The organism is Frateuria soli (genome assembly GCF_021117385.1).
In the GTDB taxonomy this organism is placed as follows: domain Bacteria; phylum Pseudomonadota; class Gammaproteobacteria; order Xanthomonadales; family Rhodanobacteraceae; genus Frateuria_A; species Frateuria_A soli.
Genome location: NZ_CP088252.1, coordinates 1,989,522 through 2,008,537, shown reverse-complemented (window position 1 = coordinate 2,008,537; position 19,016 = coordinate 1,989,522). Strand labels below are relative to the sequence as shown.

16 protein-coding genes are annotated in these 19,016 nt (G+C 68.3%); 8 read left to right on the top strand and 8 right to left on the bottom strand.

Translation table 11 applies throughout. The features are described 5' to 3' along the window. The first annotated feature begins 83 nt into the window (after positions 1-83). Both LQ771_RS09260 and LQ771_RS09255 read left to right on the top strand, forming a co-directional pair. A complete protein-coding gene (locus tag LQ771_RS09260) occupies positions 84-734 on the top strand; it encodes a rhomboid family intramembrane serine protease (protein WP_231349118.1) in 651 nt (216 codons plus the stop codon). Between the two features lie 25 nt (positions 735-759). Next, positions 760-2,124 (top strand): amino acid permease, encoded by a 1,365-nt coding sequence (locus tag LQ771_RS09255; protein WP_231349117.1) that lies wholly within the window; start codon positions 760-762, stop codon positions 2,122-2,124. A gap of 125 nt (positions 2,125-2,249) precedes the next feature. Here LQ771_RS09255 and LQ771_RS09250 read toward each other — a convergent pair whose 3' ends face one another. From LQ771_RS09250 to LQ771_RS09225, 6 genes are all read right to left on the bottom strand, one after another. Next, positions 2,250-2,942 carry an aspartate/glutamate racemase family protein gene (locus tag LQ771_RS09250; protein WP_231349116.1) on the bottom strand — a complete coding sequence of 231 codons (693 nt, stop codon included), beginning with the start codon at positions 2,940-2,942 and terminating at the stop codon, positions 2,250-2,252. Between the two features lie 138 nt (positions 2,943-3,080). Continuing rightward, positions 3,081-5,921 carry an RNA polymerase-associated protein RapA gene (gene rapA / locus LQ771_RS09245; RefSeq protein ID WP_231349115.1) on the bottom strand — a complete coding sequence of 947 codons (2,841 nt, stop codon included), beginning with the start codon at positions 5,919-5,921 and terminating at the stop codon, positions 3,081-3,083. A gap of 105 nt (positions 5,922-6,026) precedes the next feature. Beyond that, positions 6,027-6,704, bottom strand: coding sequence for a Fe2+-dependent dioxygenase (locus LQ771_RS09240; protein WP_231349114.1), 678 nt, complete (start codon positions 6,702-6,704; stop codon positions 6,027-6,029). A gap of 17 nt (positions 6,705-6,721) precedes the next feature. Next, entirely contained in the window at positions 6,722-9,040 is a 2,319-nt protein-coding gene (locus LQ771_RS09235; protein ID WP_231349113.1) for a catecholate siderophore receptor Fiu, read from the bottom strand. Positions 9,041-9,280: 240 nt separating this feature from the next. Continuing rightward, positions 9,281-11,401 carry a M13 family metallopeptidase gene (locus LQ771_RS09230; RefSeq protein WP_231349112.1) on the bottom strand — a complete coding sequence of 707 codons (2,121 nt, stop codon included), beginning with the start codon at positions 11,399-11,401 and terminating at the stop codon, positions 9,281-9,283. Positions 11,402-11,605: 204 nt separating this feature from the next. Continuing rightward, the gene (locus LQ771_RS09225) at positions 11,606-12,259 is read right to left on the bottom strand and encodes a DUF502 domain-containing protein (RefSeq protein ID WP_231349111.1); all 654 of its coding nucleotides are present in this window, start codon (positions 12,257-12,259) and stop codon (positions 11,606-11,608) included. 260 nt (positions 12,260-12,519) lie between these two features. Between LQ771_RS09225 and LQ771_RS09220 the strand changes: the two genes are divergently transcribed. Both LQ771_RS09220 and LQ771_RS09215 read left to right on the top strand, forming a co-directional pair. Further along, positions 12,520-13,032 carry an RNA polymerase sigma factor gene (locus LQ771_RS09220; RefSeq protein ID WP_231349110.1) on the top strand — a complete coding sequence of 171 codons (513 nt, stop codon included), beginning with the start codon at positions 12,520-12,522 and terminating at the stop codon, positions 13,030-13,032. Then, entirely contained in the window at positions 13,029-13,691 is a 663-nt protein-coding gene (locus tag LQ771_RS09215) for a hypothetical protein (protein WP_231349109.1), read from the top strand. Before LQ771_RS09220 ends, LQ771_RS09215 begins: the two co-directional genes overlap by 4 nt. 63 nt (positions 13,692-13,754) lie before the next feature. On the opposite strand, the gene LQ771_RS09210 is transcribed toward LQ771_RS09215, so the two are convergent. After that, positions 13,755-14,213, bottom strand: coding sequence for a DUF4442 domain-containing protein (locus LQ771_RS09210; protein WP_231349108.1), 459 nt, complete (start codon positions 14,211-14,213; stop codon positions 13,755-13,757). An 84-nt stretch (positions 14,214-14,297) separates the two neighbouring features. Further along, the gene (gene trxA / locus LQ771_RS09205; protein WP_231349107.1) at positions 14,298-15,179 is read right to left on the bottom strand and encodes a thioredoxin; all 882 of its coding nucleotides are present in this window, start codon (positions 15,177-15,179) and stop codon (positions 14,298-14,300) included. 211 nt (positions 15,180-15,390) lie between these two features. Here trxA and LQ771_RS09200 point away from each other — a divergent pair, with 211 nt between their 5' ends. From LQ771_RS09200 to LQ771_RS09185, 4 genes are read left to right on the top strand one after another with little or no spacing between them, the layout of a single operon-like run. After that, positions 15,391-16,065 carry a paraquat-inducible protein A gene (locus tag LQ771_RS09200; RefSeq protein WP_338030329.1) on the top strand — a complete coding sequence of 225 codons (675 nt, stop codon included), beginning with the start codon at positions 15,391-15,393 and terminating at the stop codon, positions 16,063-16,065. Next, positions 16,062-16,682 (top strand): paraquat-inducible protein A, encoded by a 621-nt coding sequence (locus LQ771_RS09195; protein WP_231349106.1) that lies wholly within the window; start codon positions 16,062-16,064, stop codon positions 16,680-16,682. The genes LQ771_RS09200 and LQ771_RS09195 overlap by 4 nt, the downstream gene beginning before the upstream one ends. Further along, positions 16,675-18,342 carry a PqiB family protein gene (locus tag LQ771_RS09190; protein ID WP_231349105.1) on the top strand — a complete coding sequence of 556 codons (1,668 nt, stop codon included), beginning with the start codon at positions 16,675-16,677 and terminating at the stop codon, positions 18,340-18,342. The genes LQ771_RS09195 and LQ771_RS09190 overlap by 8 nt, the downstream gene beginning before the upstream one ends. After that, positions 18,339-18,953 carry a PqiC family protein gene (locus LQ771_RS09185; RefSeq protein ID WP_231349104.1) on the top strand — a complete coding sequence of 205 codons (615 nt, stop codon included), beginning with the start codon at positions 18,339-18,341 and terminating at the stop codon, positions 18,951-18,953. The genes LQ771_RS09190 and LQ771_RS09185 overlap by 4 nt, the downstream gene beginning before the upstream one ends. Positions 18,954-19,016: the final 63 nt, after the last annotated feature.

The following is a 19,016-nucleotide window of genomic DNA, read 5'->3' as shown; positions in this document are numbered from 1 at the left end:
AACACCGCCCCAGGCTCGAAGCCGGCGTGGCCTTCAGCCGGTTCCGTTTGGGTTACCCTCACGAAGCCTCCAGTGGATTACCCATGCCTTTCCATCTCCCGCCCGTTACCCGCAACCTGCTCATCGCCAATGTCGCGGTCTACCTGCTGCAGTTGCTGCTGGGCGATGTGCTGGTCATGCATTTCGCACTCTGGCCCTGGGGGCCGGACCATTTCCTGCCCACGCCCGACGGCATGGTCGCCATCGGCTTCCGCCCGTGGCAGCTGGTCAGCTATGCCTTCATGCATGGCGGCTTCGAGCACATCGCGTTCAACATGCTCGCGCTCTACATGTTCGGCGGGCCGATCGAGCGGCTGTTCGGTGGTCGCGAGTTCCTGCTCTACTATTTCGTCTGCCTGATCGTGGCGGCGCTCGCGCAGTTGATGGTCGTGCAATGGTTCACCCACGGCTTCTACCCGACGCTGGGCGCTTCGGGCGCGATCTTCGGACTGTTGCTGGCTTTCGGCATGATGTATCCGCACGAGAAGATGATGCTGATCTTCCTGCCGGTACCGATGCCCGCCTGGCTGTTCGTGACCGGCTACGCGGTGATCGAGCTGTTCCTGGGCGTGACCGGCACGCAGGCCGGGGTGGCCCATTTCGCGCATTTGGGTGGCATGCTGGGTGGCTACGTGCTGATCGAATACTGGCGCGGGCGACTGCCGATCAAACCCAGGCGCAGGTTGATGCGCTGACCTTTCCCTTCCTGACGGGCACCACATGAGCGAGCAACTCCAGCGGCAGCTCACGCCGCGCCATATCACCTTCATGGCTCTGGGCATGTGCATCGGCGCGGGCCTGTTCCTGGGCTCGGCCAGCACCATCAAGCTGGCCGGGCCCTCGGTGCTGATCGCCTACCTGTTCGGCGGCACGATGATCTTCGTGATCATGCGCGCACTGGGCGAAATGGCCGCACACGAGCCGATCGCCGGCTCCTTCAGTGCCTATGCGCACAAGTACCTGGGCGCGTACGCCGGCTACCTGACCGGCTGGAACTACTGGGTGCTGATGATGGGCGTGGGCATCGCCGAGAGCACGGCGGTGGGCATCTACATGAAGGACTGGTTTCCCGAGCTGCCGCAGTGGATCTGGGCGTTCGCTTCCGTGGTGATGATCGGCGGCCTGAACCTGATGGCGGTCAAGGTCTACGGCGAGATGGAATTCTGGTTCGCGCTGATCAAGGTGCTGACCGTGGTGCTGATGATCCTGGGCGGCTTCGGCATCATCTGGTTCGGCTGGGGCAACGGCGGGCAGCCGGTCGGCATCTCCAACCTGTGGACGCACGGCGGCTGGTTCCCCAACGGCTTCACCGGCATGGTGCTGGCATTGCCGGTGCTGGTGTTCTCCTTCGGCGGCATCGAAACGATCGGCATGGCCGCGGCCGAGGCCGCGCACCCGGAGCGTACGATCCCGAAGGCGGTCAACTCGGTGATCTGGCGCATCCTGATCTTCTACATCGGTTCGCTGTTCGTGATCATGGCGATCTACCCGTGGGACGAGTTGGGCACGCAGGGAAGCCCGTTCGTCACCACCTTCGCCAAGCTGGGCATCCCGCAGGCGGCGGGGCTGATCAACTTCGTGGTGATCACCGCGGCGTTGTCGAGCTTCAATTCCACTACCTTCAGCGGCAGCCGCATGCTGCACAGCCTGGCGACCAAGGGCCAGGCGCCGGCGGCGATGGGACACCTCAGCGGAAGTGGCGTGCCGGTGCACGGCGTGGTGGTGACCATCTTCTTCCTGCTGCTGGGCGTGCTGATGAACTACCTGGTGCCCGAGCGCATCTTCGGCATGATCATGTCGATCCTCGCGTTCAACACCGTGTGGACCTGGGGCACCGTGCTGGTGGCGCACTGGCGCTTCCATCGCCGCCAGCCCGAACCGTTGCCGTTCCGACTGCGCCTGTGGCCGTTCTCCAGCGTGCTGGCGCTGGCGTTCCTGGCGTTCGTGCTGGTGATGCTGGGCTACAGCCCCGACACGCGCGTGGCGCTTTACGTGGGCGCCGGCTGGTTGGTGCTGCTGACCGTGGCGTACCGGGTTTTCGGTATCGACAGGCGCATGCGGGCGACGCTGGCGACAGCGCCCTGAGGGCTCGCAACCGGCGCGCGTGAGAGGCGCGCGCCCACTGTAGGAGCCCACTTGTGGGCGATGCCCTGCGTTGAATTCAGCGGCAAGAAAAATCGCCCACAAGTGGGCTCCTGCAGGAGGAGGGGTTAGGCCAGGGCGAATGCCACGGCCGCGGCCGCATGCAGCGCCGCGGTGTCGAACACCGGCACGCCGGCCTCGGCGTCGCCGAGCAGCAAGCCCAGTTCAGTGCAGCCGAGGATGGCCCCTTGTGCCCCGGCGCGGACGCCGTCGGCGATCCTGCCCAGCAGGAACTCCCGCGCCTGCGGGCGGAACTGGCCGGCACAGAGTTCCTCGTAGATCACCCGGTGCAGTTCGGCGCGCTGCGCCGGTTCGGGCACCAGGCAACGCACGCCGTGGTCGCGTTGCATGCGCTCGCGGAAGAACGGCTGTTCCATAGTGAACGCGGTGCCGAGCAGCAGCATGGTGTCCAGCCCCTGCGCACGGATCGCGTGGCCGGTGGCGTCCACGATGTGGATCAGCGGAAGCGGGGTGGCGCTGGCCACGGTGTCGGCCACGCGATGCATGGTGTTGGCGCCGATCAGGATGCACTCGGCGCCGCCGGCGTGCAGGCGACGCGCGGACTCGGCCAGCAGCACGCCCGCGCCGTCCCAGTCGCCTTCGCGCTGGCAGGCGGCGATGACGGAGAAGTCCAGGCTGTCCAGCAGCAGGCGCGCGGAATGGAGCGCGCCCAGGCGGTCGCGCACGCCGCGGTTGATAAGGCGGTAGTACTCGACGGTCGATTCCCAGCTCATGCCGCCGATCAGGCCAATGGTGCGCATGCGGTTCTCCTTCGGGTGGGCCGGCAGTGTGCGTGCGAGGACGGGTTGGGGCTTCTGTAGGAGCGCACCTGTGCGCGACCGGGATGGATGGTGGTCGCGCACGGGGGCGCTCCTACAGGGGGCGCTCGACGGGCGGAGTCAGCGCAGGGCGAGGAAGTCCGGGCTGGCCACGAAGCGCACGGCGTCCAGGCGCAGGCGCGATTGCGGCAGGGCGGCGAGCAAGGCCTGGCGTTCGGCTTCCAGCGCGTCGATCTCGGCCGGATTGATGGACGGGTTGACCTCGCGCAGCGCGCGCAGGCGAGACAGCCCCGCGTCCAGTTCCGCCGTGGCCAGGGCTACCGCGTCGGCGATGTGCTGCTGCGCGCGCTCGCCGGCGATCGCCTCGGCCTTCTCCAGCATCGGCGGCACCAGCTTGGCGAGGAACTTGCGGTAGCGCGGCACCTCGATGGTGCGGTCGGCGGCCTTGCGCACGGCCGCTTCGCTGGGCTCGAAGCCTGCGCGTTCGGCCAGTCGCGTGTCGATGGTGACCACCAGCGGCAGCGCCGGCAGGAAGCGTTCGGCGTCGAGCGCGCGATCGGCCACGCATTCGAGCAGGAACACCGCCTGCAGCAGTGCGCTGCGGGGCGGCAACGCGTCGTCGACCATGAATGCGGCATTGCCCTGTTCGCCGGACAGCGCCAGGTCCAGCGCCCCTTGTACCAGCGGATGGTCGAAGCGCAGCAGCGGGAGCTCCTCGCGCGCCAGTGCCACTTCGCGGGCGAAGGTGGCCGAGACCGGGCCCTCGGCGAAGCCGGGCAGGGCATCGGTGGAAAGGTACTGCGGATCGAGCAGCAGCACCTTGCCGCCAAGCTCCTCGGCGTGGATGCCGAAGGCCTCCAGCAGGCGTTGCACGTAGGCGTCGCGCGCCGGATCGATATCCTCGCGACGGAATGCCTGGCCCAGTTCGTCGGCGTGCGGGTCGCGGCTGGCGGCCAGCTCCAGCAGGTGGTCGCGACCGGCGCGGATGAGTGCCGCCAGCTCCTCGTGGGTGGCGCGGGTGTCGGCGATCAGCGCTTCCAGTTCCTGGTCGCGACTGTCGGCGTTGCGCGCGTGCTCGTCGGCCAGTTGCACCAGGGGCTCGCCGTAACGGCGCAGCAGTTCGCGCCCGTCGGCGGGACTGGAGCGGAAGGCGTCGATGCCCTCGTCGTACCAGCGCGCCAGAACGTGCTGGGCGCTGTCGCGCACGGCGATGATGTGGATGGCGATGTCGTGGGTCTGGCCGATACGGTCCAGGCGCCCGATGCGCTGTTCGAGCAGGTCCGGGTCCAGCGGCAGGTCCCACAGGATCAGCCGGTGCGCGAACTGGAAGTTGCGCCCTTCCGAGCCGATCTCCGAGCAAAGCAGCAAACGCGCGCCATCCGGCTGTGCGAAGTAGGCGGCGTTGCGGTCGCGCTGCACGATGCCCAGCCCTTCGTGGAAGCGGGCGATGCCGGCGCCGGTGCGGGTACGCAGCGCTTCTTCCAGCGCCAGCACCTTGGCCTGGCTGCGGCAGATCAGCAGGAACTTGTCCTGCGGGTGCGCATCGAGCAGGACGACCAGCGCGTCCAGGCGCGGGTCGCTGGCGTAGTCCGGCTCGAGCGCCGGCGGCGGCTGCTGGATGTCGGCGTGGAATTCGGCCAGCAGCGCCTGGCGGGCGTTCTCGTCCAGCGCGTCGGCGTCGATCAGCTGCCACTCGGGCACGCGGCGCGGGAAGCCGCCGATGCCGGCGCGGCGATTGCGGAACATGGCGCGACCGGTGCCGTGGCGGTCGATCAGCGCATCGAGCAGATCACGCGCGGCGGCCGGTCGGGTGGAGTCTCCCAGCAGTGCAAGCAGGGTGGCGTCGCCGGCGAAGATGTCGCGCAGCGCGGCGCGCTGCGACGGGTCGAGCGGCTCGCCCGACTGCAGCCGGTCGGCGATCGGCGAGAGTGCCTGGAAGCGCTTGGCTTCAGCCAGATAGACGTCCAGGTCGTGGTAGCGCTGCGGGTCGAGCAGGCGCAGGCGGGCGAAGTGGCCGCTGCGCCCGAGCTGCTCGGGCGTGGCGGTGAGCAGGATCACGCCCGGCGTCCTGGCCGCCAGTTGCTCGACCAGCGCATAGCGCGGGCTTGCCGCTTCGGGTGTCCAGGCCAGGTGGTGCGCTTCGTCGACGATCAGCAGGTCCCACTGGGCCTCGACCAGTTCGCTTGCGCGCCTGGGGTTTTCCTCGAGGAAGCGGAAGTCGGCGATGACCAGCTGTTCGTCGTCGAACGGGTTGCGCCCGTCGCCGGACTGTTCCAGCGCCTCGCAGCGCTCCTCGTCGTAGATCGCGAAGCTGAGGTTGAAACGACGCAGCAACTCGACGAACCACTGGTAGACCAGCGTGTCCGGAAGCAGCACCAGCACGCGCGAGGCGCGGCCGGTGGCGAGCTGGCGGGCCAGGATCATGCCTGCCTCGATGGTTTTTCCCAGCCCGACCTCGTCGGCCAGCAGGACGCGCGGGGGGCGACGCGAGGCGGCGATGCCGGCCACGCGCAGCTGGTGTGGCACCAGGCCGATGCGCGCCGCCTGCAGGCCCCAGGTGGGCGAGCGGCGGGCCTGCGCGCGGCGACGCAGGCCTTCCAGGCGCAGTTCGAATTGCGCGACGGTGTCGGTGCGCCCGCCGACCAGGCGGTCGTCGGCCTGGCTCACGCTCTGTTCGTCGTCGAGCTGGCCTTCGTGCAGCTCGCGGCCTTCGCCCCTGTAGATCAGCAGGTCTTCCCTGATCTCCACCCGCTCGACCAGGAAGGCCAGGCCCTTGCCGGCGACACGTTGGCCCGGGCGGAACTCGGCGCGTACCAGCGGCGCCGAATCGATCGCGTAGGGGCGCAGGACGCCGGCCTTGGCGAACAGCACCTGGACGCCGCGACCCTCCACCCGAAGGACGGTGCCCAGGCCCAGCTCGGGTTCGGCGGTGGAGATCCAGCGTTGACCAGGTACGAACATCGTGCTGCCGAGGTTGCATGAAGGGGCGCCGATTATCCGCTCCCGGCCGTCTAGAGGGAACCTTCGAAAATCCTGCCCAGGTGCACGGGGTGGTGTTCCGCAGGTTCAGGTTCCGGACCAGCGCCGCAGCAGGTTGTGGTAGACACCGGTCAGTTGCAGCAGCGCATCGGCATCGGCGCCGCCCTGCGTCAGGCGCTGGATCGAGTTGTCCAGCTCCAGCAGCAACTGGCGCTGGCCATCGTCCCGCACCAGGCTTTGTACCCACAGGAACGCCGCCACGCGCGCGCCGCGCGTGACCGGCTCCACGCGATGCAGGCTGCTGGACGGGTAGACGATGGCGTCGCCCGCGGGCAGCTTGACTGCATGCTCGCCATAGAGGTCATTGATGACCAGTTCCCCGCCGTCGTAGTCGCCTGGCGCGCTGAGGAACAGCGTGCATGAGACGTCCGAGCGCAGCTGGCTGCCGTCGGGCAGGGCCATGACGGCGCCGTCCACGTGCGCGCCGTAGTGCCCCCCGCATTCGTAGCGGTTGAAGCGCGGCGGCAGTACCCGCTGCGGCAACACCGCGGCGTGGAAAAGCGGATGGCGCGCCAGGGCGTCCAGCACTTCGCGGCCGAGCTCGCGCCGCAGCGGCGAGGTCTCGGGCAACTGCTGGTTGCGCTTGACCCTGGCCCCCTGCGGTCCGACGGTCTCGCGTCCGTCCGTCCAGGTGGCGGCCGCCAGCGCTGCGCGCATGCGCTCTACCTGTCCGCGGTCCAGCACGTCGGGGATGTGCAGCAGCATGGCGGATCCCCTGGGCGTCAGAACCGGATGTTGGCCGTGAGCATCGCCGCGCGCGGTGTGCCGGGCGTGTAACGGTAGCCACTCTTGTTGATCGCCGCGACGTAGTGGCGGTCGAACAGGTTGTAGAGGTTCAACTGCAGGTCGAGGTGGCGGTTGACCGGCAGGCTCGCCATCGCGTCGAACACCCAGTAGGCACCGATGGTCCCGGGTGTGCCGATGGCGCCGTCGGTCCCTCGCTTCATCGCGCCGGCGTAGCGTGCGCCGCCGCCGACGGTCAGGCCGAACGGCAGATGGTAGGTGGTCCACGCGGTGAACGCGCTGGCCGGCGTGTAGGCCAGGTCGCTGGAGCCGTCGTTGCTGACCGACGCACCCTCGGTGACCTTCGCGTCCATCGTGGTGAAGCCGGCGCTGACGCCCCAGTCGTCGGTGATCCGCCCGACGATCCCGAGCTCGATGCCCTGTACGCGTTTTCGGCCGGCCTGGTAGTACTGCTGGTCGACCGGGTCCTGGGTCAGTTCGTTGCGGACCACGGTACGGTACAGCGCGGCGGTGAGCAGCAGGCGCTGGTCGAGCAGGTCCCACTTGGTGCCCAGCTCCGTCGTGCTGGCGCGTTGCGGGTCCAGCCCGGGGTTGTCGGCGCTGCGCGCCGAACTGCTGAACAGCAGCGTATTGCCGCCGGGTGGCTCCTGCGAGAGCGCGAGGTTGGCGTAGATGCTGCCATTGGGCACGGGCTTGTACAGCACGCCCAGCTTGCCGTTGGGCAGGGTGTCGACGATGCGGGCGGAAAGGCCCGGCACCGGCGTGCCGGCCGGCAGCGCGCCGCACGCGGGGCTGTTGCGTTCGCCGCACAGGGAGACGCTGTCGAAGCGGGTGGTGTAGCGGTCCAGGCGCGCGCCGGCGGTGACCTGCCAGCGCGGGCCGAACTTCAGCGTGTCGAACACATAGGCTGCCGCGGTGTTGGTGGTACCGGTGCTCCAGGCACCGGTTTCACCGTAACGCAGGCCGTCCGCGCGCGGGTCGGGGTGATACAGGTTCGCCGCCGGCCAGGTGCTGCCTTCCCTCGGCGCGAGATCGATGTCCGACGCCTTCTCCCCGGTCAGTTCAAGCCCCGCGCTCAGATTGTGGATCACCGTACCGGTGGCGAAGTCCACGCGGAGGTTGGTCTGGTTGGTGAGGATCCGGTTGGATCGGCGTTTGAAAGTCGGCAGGCTGCGCTCGATCGCCCAGGTGGAGGGGTCGGCCAGGTCCGGCGTCAGCAGATGGGCGGCATCGCCACGGAAGGAGGTCAGCAGGTAATCCTGCCGCGTGCGCCCCCAGCGCGTGGTGTTGCGCAGGGACAGATCGGGGTTGAACTGGTGTTCGACGATAAGCGTGAGCATGTCCGCGGTGACCTCGTCGTGGTCCTGCGCGGTACCGTAGAAGTTCGCGCTGTCGACGCGTGGTGCCAGGCCGATCCGTGGCCGCACCGGATCCGGGCTGGTGTAGCCCGGCAGGCCGAGGGTGGGCACGCCGCCATCGGGCACGTTGGTCTGCCTGATGTGCAGCACGTCCAGGTAGACGCGCGTGGGCGTGCCCAGCCCGAATGCCAGCGCGGGCGCGACGCCCCAGCGGCGGTTGCGCACGCGGTCGCGGCCGGGCACGCCGCTGTCCTGGCCCACGGCGTCCAGCCGGAACGCACTGTGATCGCCGATCTGCCGGTTGAGGTCGGCACTGGCGCGCCGCTGCTGGCCGCTGCCATAGCCGAGCGAGGCGCCGGCACGATCGTCCAGCACCGGCTGCCGGGTCACCATGTTGACCGCGCCGGTGGGCGCGGTGCGACCGTATTCGGTGCCGTCCGGTCCCTTCGTCACTTCCACCTGTTCGATGTTGAACAGGTCGCGCGAGATCGATCCGAGATCGCGCACGCCGTCGACGAAGATGCTGCCGGAGGTATCGAAACCGCGCATGTAGATGCCGTCGCCGGTCGTCGTGCTGCCGTTCTCGCCGACGTAGAAGGTGCCCACGCCGGGGCTGTTGCGCAGCGCTTCGGTCAGCGTGGTCGCGCCCTGCTGTTCGAACAGGTCGCGGGTGATGATGCCGATGGTCTGGGGGGTATCCAGCAAGGGCTGGGTGAACTTGGGCGAATCGACCATGTCGGCGCGGTAGTCGGCGCCGCGCGTGGCACGGACCTCGATGCCTGGCAGACGCCTGGCGTCACGCACCTGCGGATCGTTGGCGTCGGTGCTGCCGGCATGTGCCGGCACGGTGAGCGCGAGGCCGGTGAGCAGGCTCGCGGCCATGCCGCGGGTGAATGTGGAAGGGCGCGTCGGATGCTTGCGACTGGCGATGCAGGCCATGAGTGTCCTTTTCTGGCGGAAGCAGCAAGCCGCGAATCCTAATGAGAACGATTCGCAATAACAACTACGGACGATTCCGATCGCGTGCTGGAGTGCACCCTGCGCTTACTCCGGGTCTTGCGGCGCGCGCCTGGTGTACCTGTGAGGAAGGCGGGCCCGAACCCCCGGCACCACGCGCCCGGCCAAAAAAAAGCCCCGCCTGAGCGGGGCTTCCTTACCTCCCGGAGGAGGAAACGCGACTTACCAGATCTTCACCTGCTTGTCGCCCGAACGGACCATCGCGTCGCCCGGCTTGCACTGGAACGCGGTGGCGAACGCGTCCATGTTGGACGGTGCGCCGATCGCGCGCAGCGAGGCGGGGGCGTGCGGATCGGTGTTCAGGCGCAGCAGCGCTTCCTTCTCGCGGATGTTGCCGCGCCACACGCGGGCCCAGTTGAGGAAGAAGCGCTGGTCCTGGGTGTAGCCGTCGATCTTGGAGGTGGCTTCCCCGGGGTTCTTCTTCAGCGCCATCTGCAGCGCGTCGTAGGCCGCGTTCAGGCCGCCCAGGTCGCCGATGTTCTCGCCCAGGGTCAGCTGGCCGTTGACGTGCGCATCCGGCTTGTCCTTGATCGGGGTGTAGGCGTTGAACTGCGCCACCAGCTTGTCCGCGCGCTCGTCGAACTTGGTGCGGTCGGCCTTGGTCCACCAGTTGACGTTGTTGCCATCGCCGTCGAACTGGCTGCCCTCGTCGTCGAAGCCGTGGCTGGCCTCGTGGCCGATCACCGCGCCGATGCCGCCGTAGTTGATCGCGTCGTCGCCGTTGGCATAGAAGAACGGCGGCTGCAGGATCGCGGCCGGGAAGTTGATGGTGTTGTCGGTCGGGTTGTAGTACGCGTTGACCGTCTGCGGGGTCATGCCCCATTCCATGCGGTCGGTCGGCTTGCCGATCTTGTTGATGTCGTAGTCGTAGTTGTACTTCGCCGCGGCCATCACGTTGCCGTAGTAGTCGCCCTGCTTGATCTGGAGACCCGACCAGTCACGCCACTTCTCCGGGTAGCCGATCTTGGGCAGGAAGGTGCTCCACTTGGCGATCGCCTTGGCCTTGGTCTCCGGGCTCATCCAGTCGAGGTTCTCGATGCGTGCCTTCAGGGCGTTGCGCACGTTGTCGACCAGCACCTGCGCGCGCTCCTTGGCCTCCGGCTTGAACATCTTGTCGACATAGAGCTGGCCCAGGGCCATGCCCATCGAACCGTTGACGGCGCCGAGCACGCGCTTCCAGCGGGCCTTCTGCTCCGGCTGGCCCGACAGGGTCTTGCCGTAGAAGGCGAACTTGTTGTCCTGGAAGGACTTCGACAGCAGCGGCGAGGCGTCGTCGATCACGTGGAAGCGCAGGTAGGCCTGCCACTGGTCGATCGGCGCGCTGGCCAGCAGCTTGTCGAACTCGGCGAAGAACTTCGGCTGCGACAGCGAGAAGCCCTTGTCCACCTTCACGCCCTGGGCATCGAAGAACTTCTCCCAGCTGAAGTGCGGGGTGATCTTGTCCGCTTCCTTGAGGCTGACGAAGTGGTACTGGTGTTCGGGGGTACGCAGCTCCACCGGGGCGAACGAGGCGGCGGCCAGCTTGGTTTCGAACGCCATCACCTGGTCGGCCTGCTTCTTGGCCTCGGCCGCCGGCACGCCGGTCAGCTCGAGCGACTTGGCGATGTAGTCGAGGTACGCGCTGCGCTGTTCGGCGTACTTGGCGTCGGTGTAGTAGTCCTTGGTGGGCAGGCCCAGGCCGCTCTGGAAGGTGTAGCCGATCTGCATGGAGGCATTCTTGAAGTCGGCGCCCGAGCCGAACGAGAACACCTGCATGTCGCCATTGCTGAAGCTCTTGTTGAGGTAGTCGGCCACGTCCTTGCCGTTCTTCAGCCCCGCGATGGCGTCGAGCTTGGGCTTGATCGGGTCGAAGCCGGCCTTCTCGATGGCCGCCTCGTCCATGCCCGAGGCGTACAGGTAGCCGATCTTCTGCTGGATGGAGCCGGCCTGCGCGCTGGCGGCATTCTTCGCGGCGTTCTCGACGATCCCGTGCTGGGTGTTGAGGCTGTCCTCGGCCAGCTTGTCGAACGCGCCCCAGCGGGTGCGGTCGGACGGGATCGGGTTGGCGGCGACCCACTTGGCATTGACGAACTGGTCGAAGTCGGTGCACGCCTGGTCCATCGGACCCAGCTCGCTGACGTCGAACACGCTCGTGGGCGCGCCGGCCATCGCGGTGGTGCCGGCGGCGGCGGGTGCGCTGCTGCTGGCGGCAGGGTTCTGGTCGGCCTCGTGCTTGCCGCATGCGGTCAGCGACAGCGCCAGGCTCACCGCGAGTGCCAGCGGCTTCAGATACTGCTTGGACATGGATTTCCCTCTGTGTGGTTTTCGCCGTTCCGGCGGTTGTTTTGATGCCGGCCGCGCCCCCCACGGCGCGGCCATGACCGGGCACGCTAGGCCATTGGTCATGGGGCAGACAGTGTCAAAGGTCAGGGGTGGAGGGCGAGCACCGCGGGCTGCGGGCGAGACTGGCAACAGAGCGATCACGCCGCGGGCGCCGCGCGTGCGCCCCTACAACCGCTTCCGGTCAGCGGCCGGCAAGCTATCGGGTGCCACCGCACCGCCCGAAATGATGAAGGCCATGCCCTGGTCCATGGTCCAGTCGGTGGGCGTGAGCGCTCCGACCGGCAGGGTCAGCAGGAAGCCGCCCGTGGGGTTGGGCGTGGTCGGCACGAACACCGCGGCCATCTCGCGACCGCTGCCTTCCTCGATCATCAGCCGCGTGACGAAGCCGATCGCCTTGGCGCCCGGGTGCGGGAAGTCGACCAGCACCACCCGCTGCACGCCCGAAGGCTTCTGCTGCAGCACCGCCATCAGCTTCTTGGTTCCGCCGTAGATCGTCTGTACCAGCGGAATGCGCTGCAGCAGCGCGTCGAACGTATCCAGCAGCCGTTGCCCGATCACCCGGCTGGCCAGGAAGCCGAGCAGGTACAGCGCCAGCAGGGTGATCAGCAGCGCCACGACGGAAATGAACCATGCGCTGCCCAGCGCTTGGGCGGTTTCCGGCGCCACCAGCGCCAGCGCGCCCAGCGCCGCGGCGACCATCGGCGCACCGATACCGGCCAGGAAGCCCAGCACGAACTTGAACACGGTCCAGGTCACCCACAACGGGATGAAGGTGAGCAGGCCGGTGAGCAGGTAGCGTTTGAAGCGAAGGCGCGGCATGGGGGGCAGAAAGCGGGAAAGCCCGCATTGTAGGCCGCGCTGCGCGACGTGTAGGAGCGCACCTGTGCGCGACCGCCATGTGTGGTGAGCCGTGCCGTGCGCTCTTGCGTGTGGTCTCTGTCCGTGCATATCAGGAGGCAGGGGAGGGGCTACGCGGGTTCGGCATGGCGGTCGCGCACAGGTGCGCTCCTACAGGGGCGGTGTGATTTTTCTTTTGCGCCTGGCGAATCATGCTTTGGACAGGGAGCCCGGGCGACACCATGAACGATCATCAACGCCAGTTCGAAGCCTTGCTGCAGGAACATCGCGGCATCGTCTTCAAGGTGGCCAGTGTCTACGCGCACGGCCGCGAGGACCGCAACGATCTGGCGCAGGAGATTGCCGTGCAGTTGTGGCGCTCGTTCCCGGGCTTCGATGCGGCGCGCGCGAAGTTCTCCACCTGGATGTACCGGGTCGCCCTCAACGTGGCGATCTCGCACGTCCGCCGAGCCAGCCGCGAACAGCACCTGGAGCCACTCGACGCCGTGCACCTGGAGCTGCCCGGGGAAGCGGACGTCTCACAGCCGGACGAACGGCTGTCGGCCCTGTACGCCTTCGTTGGCCAGCTCGACCCGCTCAACCGTGCGCTGATCCTGCTTTACCTCGAAGACCGCAGCTACGCGGAAATCGCCCAGGTGCTGGGCATCAGCGAAACCAACGTGGCCACCAAGATCGGCCGCATCAAGCAACGGCTGCGCGGCCAGATGGCGCCCGCAGCCTCCATCGGAGCATGAGCATGGAACTGGACGAGATGAAGCTGGCCTGGCAGCAACTCAACCAGCGCCTGGACCAGCAGCAGGCGCTCAATCTCAGGCTTTACAGGGAAGGCCGGCTGGACAAGCTGCGCCATGGCTTGCGGCCGCTGGTGTGGGGGCAGTCGATCCAGCTCGCCTTCGGCGTGCTCTTCATGCTGCTCGGCACGGCCTACTGGACCAGCCACCGGGACGTGCTGCACCGGATCGTGCTCGGCGTGACCGTGCAGGTGTTCGGCCTGGTCATGGTCGCATTCGCCGGGCGCATCCTCCATCTGGTGCTGGAGATCGACTACACCGCGCCGGTGCTGGATATCCAGCGTCGCCTGGCGCAGCTGCGCGCCTGGCGCGTGCGGATCGAGGCGCCGGTGTTCGCGGTGATCGGCAGCTTCGTCTGGATCCCCCTGCTGTTGATCGAGATGCACTGGGAGATCGGCGTGGATGTCTGGGCCCGCTGGCCCGCCTTCGTGGGTTGGCTCGTGATCTGCGGCTGGGTTTCGCTGGCGCTCGTGCTGGCGGTGGTATTGCTTGCGCACTGGACCGGGCGCCTGCGCTGGATCACCGACAACGCCGCCGGCAAGGCGGTGCGCAAGGCCGAGGCCGCGCTGGAGGAGATCGCCCGCTTCGAACGTGGCGCTTAGTGCGGATGTGGCCAGGGCTCCAACCGGCAACCCCGCAGAAAGGCCGGCCGGTGGAAGCCGATCCTAGGCGCCGCGCGCCTTGGGCTTGAGCCGCACGTAGAGCTGCTTGCGCACACGGGCGACGACTTCGCCCGAAGCGGTGGCCACTTCGGTCTCGAACCAGCGCAACACCTTGTCGCCGGCCGCAGCAGCCGTGCGCAATTCTTCGACCACGGCATCGGTCAGGTCGAAGGAGGCGAACACATCCTCGCGGCCGGGTGACACGAAGTCGATCGCGCCGGCCTTGTCCCATACGTAGTAGTCGCTGCCCAGGCGGTGCATCGCCAACAGCATCCAGAACGGATCGGTCATGGCGAACAGGTTGCCGCCGAACTGGCTGCGCACGTAGTTGCGGTTCCACGGGCGCAGGCGCAGCACGACGCGTGCCCGGCTCCAGTCCTCGCTGACCTCCAGCACGCGGATGCTGTTGAACAGGAACGGCGGCCAGAGATTGAGCAGGCGGCGGAACGTGGTGGGGCGCATCGGCGGAAAAAGCTGGCGGGAATGCGCCAGTCTAACGTACGCAGGCGTATGGGCCCCCTGGGCTCCTGCAAGGATGCCCGCGGGCTAGAACAGCAGCGAGGCCATGCGGCGGCGGTAGCGACCCACCAGTTCCGCATCGTCCAGCGTGGCGAAGGCGGCCAGCAGGCGCTTCTTCGCGCCGCCCTCGTTCCAGTCGCGAGCCTTCTCCAGGATCGCCAGGAACTGGTCCAGGCCGGCGGCCGGATCGTTTTCCAGCAGCAGGCGCACGCCGAGCAGGTCGCGCGCGGCCCAGTCGGCCGGATCGGCCTGCACACGCTGGCGCAGCTCGGCCAGCGACGGGGCGCCGTCCAGCGCACGGGCGAGGTCCAGCTGGCTGCGCAGGCGCACGGCGCGGGCGTCGGTGGCCAGGTTTGCCGGCAGCGCATTGAGCTCGGCTTCGGCCGCATCGGACTGGCCGTTGCGCATCAGGGCCAGTGCGAGGTCGAGCTTGAGTTCGGCGCGGTCCGGCGCCGCGGCGATCTCCTGCTGCAGGCGGTTGATCGCCTGAGCCGGGTCCGTCGCCTCGGCCGCCTCGGCCGCCGCGGTCGCATCGGGCTCGGCCGGCGCCGCGCCCTCCAGTGGCTGCACGTGGCGCGAAAGAAACTCGCGCAGCTCGCCCTCGGGCAGCGCGCCGGCGAACCCGTCCGCCAGTTGCCCGTCCTTGACCAGCATCACGGTGGGAATGGAGCGGATGCCGAACATCGCGGCCAGCTCCTGGTTCTTGTCCACGTCCACCTTGGCCAGCCGGAAGGCGCCGTTGTATTCGGCGGCGAGCTTTTCGAGCATGGGGCCCAGCGTCTTGCACGGGCCGCACCAGGTGGCCCAGAAATCGACCAGCACGGGCGTGGTCATCGAGGCGCGCAGCACCTCGCTCTCGAAGTTGGCCGTGTCGATGTCGAAGACGTGGGCTTGGGCAGCGGCGGTCACGTGAGCTCTCCAGGAAAGGAAGGTTCGAGATCGGGGCGCCGGGCAGCATATCAAGAGGCATGGGCGCGCCTGCACGGCCTTTCTCGCGTGAGGCGCTTGTTGCGGGAAGGCGTCGCCCACGGTGGGCTCCTTCACGATCGGCGCGCGGTTTCCCGGGCGGATGCGGCGCGCTGCCGCCATCCCCGGGGCGCGGATTTGCGAGAATGGGCCGATGAGCACGCCAGAACACGGCCTCGCCCCCATCGACCCGACCGGCAACGCCGCGGCCGGGCGACTGCACGCCTCGTCGCCGTCGATGGTGATCTGCGAGCACTGCGACACGGTGCACCGCAGCCGCGCGCTGGCGCGGGGCGAAACCATGCGCTGCGTGCGCTGCGGAGCGCTGCTGGCCCGCTACCACGCGCTCAACGCCGACGGCATGCTGGCACTGGTGCTCACCTCGCTGATCGTGTTCCTGATCGCGAACGTGTGGCCGGTGGTCACCCTGGGCCTGGGCGCGCAGCAGAGCAGCGCCACGTTGTGGGGCACCATCCTCATGATGTGGGAACAGGGCGCCCCGCTGGTCGCGGTGGTGGCGGCCGCAACGCTGTTCTTTTTCCCGCTCAACAAGATGCTTATGCTCGGCTGGGTGTTGCTGTTCGCCCGCGACGGCCGGCGCGCGCCGGGCTTCGCGCCGATCATGAAGACGCTGTTCCACCTGCAGCCGTGGACCATGACCGAGGTGTTCGTGCTCGGTGCGCTGGTATCGATCGTCAAGGCGCGCGCCTATTTCGATGTGCAGCCGGACCCGGGAATCTGGGCGTACGGCGTGCTTACGCTGCTGATCACGGTGTTTTCCGGCATCGATCTGCGCCGGCTGTGGGACGCCACGGAGCAGGACGCGTGAGCCGGGCTCCGCGCGCGCAGGAGCTGGGCATCATCGGCTGCCATGTCTGCGGGCTGGTCTGCCGCACACCGGCGGGCGATGGCGCGGGCTGCCCTCGCTGCGGTGCCGCGCTGCACCGGCGCAAGCGCAACAGCATCGCGCGCACCTGGGCGCTGCTGCTTGCGGCGTTCATCCTCTACATCCCGGCCAACGTGCTGCCGATCATGCGCACGGTGAGCCTGGGCGACGTCGACGACAACACCATCATCAGCGGCGTGGTGGAGCTGTGGATCAAGGGCTCCCCGAGTCTGGCGGCGATCGTGTTCGCGGCCTCGATCGTGGTGCCGATGACCAAGTTCCTGGTGCTGGGCACGCTGCTGCTGTCCACGCAGCGTGGCAGTCGCTGGGCACTGCGCCAGCGGGCGAGCCTCTACCGCGCGGTGGAGTTCATCGGCTACTGGTCGATGCTGGACGTGTTCGTGGTGGCCTTGCTCACCGCGCTGGTGCGCTTCGGCTTCCTGAGCCAGGTCGAACCGCTGCCGGGCGTGGTGTTCTTCGGCCTGACCGTGGTACTTACGATGTTCGCCTCGATGAGCTTCGACCCCCGGCTGATGTGGGACATATCCGACGATGACTGAGCAGACCCCGCGCGAGGACTTGCCCGAGCCGGTGGTGCGCAAGCACCGCTTCAGCCTCTCGCTGATCTGGCTGGTGCCGGTGCTGGCCGCGCTGGTCGGCCTGTCGCTGGTGGTGCACGCCTGGCTGCAGGCGGGTCCGCAGATCACCATCACGTTCCAGACCGCCGAGGGCCTGGAGTCCGGCAAGACGCCGGTCAAGTACAAGAACGTGGTGATCGGCAAGGTGACCGGCCTGGACCTGACCGACGACCGCGAGCGCGTGCGCGTGACGGTGGCGCTCAACAAGAGCGCCGAGAGTTTCGCCACCAGGGGTACGCGTTACTGGGTGGTGCGTCCGCGCATCGGCCTGGGAGGCGTGTCCGGCGTGGATACGCTGCTTTCCGGAGCCTTCATCGGTACCGACGTGGGCGACTCCAAGGAAGAGCAATACGATTTCAAGGGGCTGGAAATGCCGCCGGCCGTGCTGCACGGCGCTCCGGGCAAGAGCTTCGTGTTGCACACCGACGACCTGGGCTCGCTGGATATCGGCTCGCCGGTGTACTACCGACGCATCCAGGTCGGTCGGGTGGTGTCCTACTCGCTGGACAAGGACGGCAAGGGCGTATCGCTGCGCATCTTCGTCGACGGTCCGAACGACCGCTTCGTCACCCGTGACACGCGCTTCTGGAACGCCAGCGGCGTCGACGTCTCGCTGAGCGCCAACGGCCTGAAGCTCAACACGCAGTCGCTGGCGACGGTGATCGCCGGCGGCGTCGCCTTCAGCGATCCGCGCGGGCCGCACGACAACACGCCCGCCGCCGAGGATGCGGATTTCGCCCTGTTCGACGACGAAGCTACCGCGCTGTCCCCGCCGGACGGGCCGCCGCGCTACATCCGCATGCGCTTCAACCAGTCGCTGCGCGGGCTGGCGGTGGATGCGCCGGTGGAGTTCCTTGGCGTCAACATTGGCAGGGTGGTGTCGATCAACCTCGACTACGAAGCCCGTGACAAGCGCTTCCCGCTCACGGTGGGCGCGGTGATCTACCCGCGGCGGCTGGGCCAGGCCTACGAGAAACTGGCCGCGAAGGCGGGTATGAAGGACGGTCGCGTCGACCTCGGGCGGATGTTCGGTCCGCTGGTCGCGCGCGGCCTGCGGGCGCAGGCGCGCACCGGCAACCTGCTGACCGGCCAGCTCTACATCGCGCTGGATTTCGTGCCCAAGGCACCGAAGGCCCACTTCGACGAGGCCGCCACGCCGGTCGATCTGCCCACCGCGCCCGGCAGCTTCGACAAGTTGCAGGAGCAGCTGGCTGACATCGTGAACAAGGTTCAGAAGATCCCGTTCGACAGCATCGGCCGCAACCTCGACCAGACGCTGGCCGAACTGGATCGCACGCTCAAGCAGGTCAACTCCGGCGTGTTGCCGGAGCTGAAGGGCACGCTCAAGGACGCGCAGCGCACGCTGGGCAGCGCCGACAACGCGCTGTCGGCCGATTCGCCGCTGCAGCAGAATCTGGGCGGCACGCTGGAGGAACTGCGCCGCATGGCCCGTTCGCTGCGTGCGCTGACCGATTATCTGGGCGTGCACCCGGAAGCGCTGATCCGCGGCCGGCCGGACGACCCGCCGCCTGCGCCACCCGAGCGCACCCGGCCGCGCGCACCGCAAGGGAGCAAGCCATGATCCGTACGCGACACCTGCCGGCCGCTGCGCTGGCGCTGGGGCTGGCCGCCTGCGCCTCCGAACCGGCGCACTACTACACGTTGCTGGCGCCGGCCCCGGCCGAGGCAGGCACGGCGAGTCCCGCACCGTTCGATTTCGAACTGGTGCCGGTCGGCATTCCGGCCCAGGTCGACCAGCCGCAGCTGGTGATCCGCCAGGGCGGGCAGGCCGTGGCGCCGTTGTCCGGCGAGCGCTGGATCGCGCCGCTGGCGGACGAGGTGCGGGCGGCACTGTCGGCCGATCTCGCCCAGGCGCTGCATGCCCGGGACGTCACCGGTTTGTCCAGCGGTGGCAAGCCGCGGCTGCGCATCAAGGTCGACCTGCGTCGTTTCGATTCCGACCCGGGCAACTACGCACTGGTGGACGCGGCCTGGAGCGTGCGCCAGTTGCAGGGCGACGCCATGCTCGCCTGCACCGGCCAGTTCCGTGAGCCGGTTGGGACCGGTTACGGCGCGCTGGTCGAAGGCCACCAGCGCGCGCTGGCGAGGCTCGCCGAAGAGATCGCCCAGGTCGCCGGGTCGGTCGCGGCCGGCCAGTCACCCGCCTGTCCCGTGGTGGGCCGGGGCGAATAGGCTCCGCGCCCTCCCCGCCAGGGCGGGAAAGTGCCGACGGGCGGATGGCCCGGTTTCTGGTCG

Bases quoted from the DNA above. Each gene is read 5' to 3' on its own strand.
- LQ771_RS09240 (WP_231349114.1), bottom strand. From the start codon at position 6,704: ATGCTGCTGCACATCCCCGACGTGCTGGACCGCGGACAGGTAGAGCGC.
- LQ771_RS09200 (WP_338030329.1), top strand. From the start codon at position 15,391: ATGAGCACGCCAGAACACGGCCTCGCCCCCATCGACCCGACCGGCAAC.
- LQ771_RS09235 (WP_231349113.1), bottom strand. From the start codon at position 9,040: ATGGCCTGCATCGCCAGTCGCAAGCATCCGACGCGCCCTTCCACATTC.
- LQ771_RS09260 (WP_231349118.1), top strand. From the start codon at position 84: ATGCCTTTCCATCTCCCGCCCGTTACCCGCAACCTGCTCATCGCCAAT.
- LQ771_RS09250 (WP_231349116.1), bottom strand. From the start codon at position 2,942: ATGCGCACCATTGGCCTGATCGGCGGCATGAGCTGGGAATCGACCGTC.
- LQ771_RS09210 (WP_231349108.1), bottom strand. From the start codon at position 14,213: ATGCGCCCCACCACGTTCCGCCGCCTGCTCAATCTCTGGCCGCCGTTC.
- LQ771_RS09215 (WP_231349109.1), top strand. From the start codon at position 13,029: ATGAGCATGGAACTGGACGAGATGAAGCTGGCCTGGCAGCAACTCAAC.
- LQ771_RS09225 (WP_231349111.1), bottom strand. From the start codon at position 12,259: ATGCCGCGCCTTCGCTTCAAACGCTACCTGCTCACCGGCCTGCTCACC.
- LQ771_RS09255 (WP_231349117.1), top strand. From the start codon at position 760: ATGAGCGAGCAACTCCAGCGGCAGCTCACGCCGCGCCATATCACCTTC.
- LQ771_RS09190 (WP_231349105.1), top strand. From the start codon at position 16,675: ATGACTGAGCAGACCCCGCGCGAGGACTTGCCCGAGCCGGTGGTGCGC.
- LQ771_RS09230 (WP_231349112.1), bottom strand. From the start codon at position 11,401: ATGTCCAAGCAGTATCTGAAGCCGCTGGCACTCGCGGTGAGCCTGGCG.
- LQ771_RS09220 (WP_231349110.1), top strand. From the start codon at position 12,520: ATGAACGATCATCAACGCCAGTTCGAAGCCTTGCTGCAGGAACATCGC.
- rapA (WP_231349115.1), bottom strand. From the start codon at position 5,921: ATGTTCGTACCTGGTCAACGCTGGATCTCCACCGCCGAACCCGAGCTG.
- LQ771_RS09185 (WP_231349104.1), top strand. From the start codon at position 18,339: ATGATCCGTACGCGACACCTGCCGGCCGCTGCGCTGGCGCTGGGGCTG.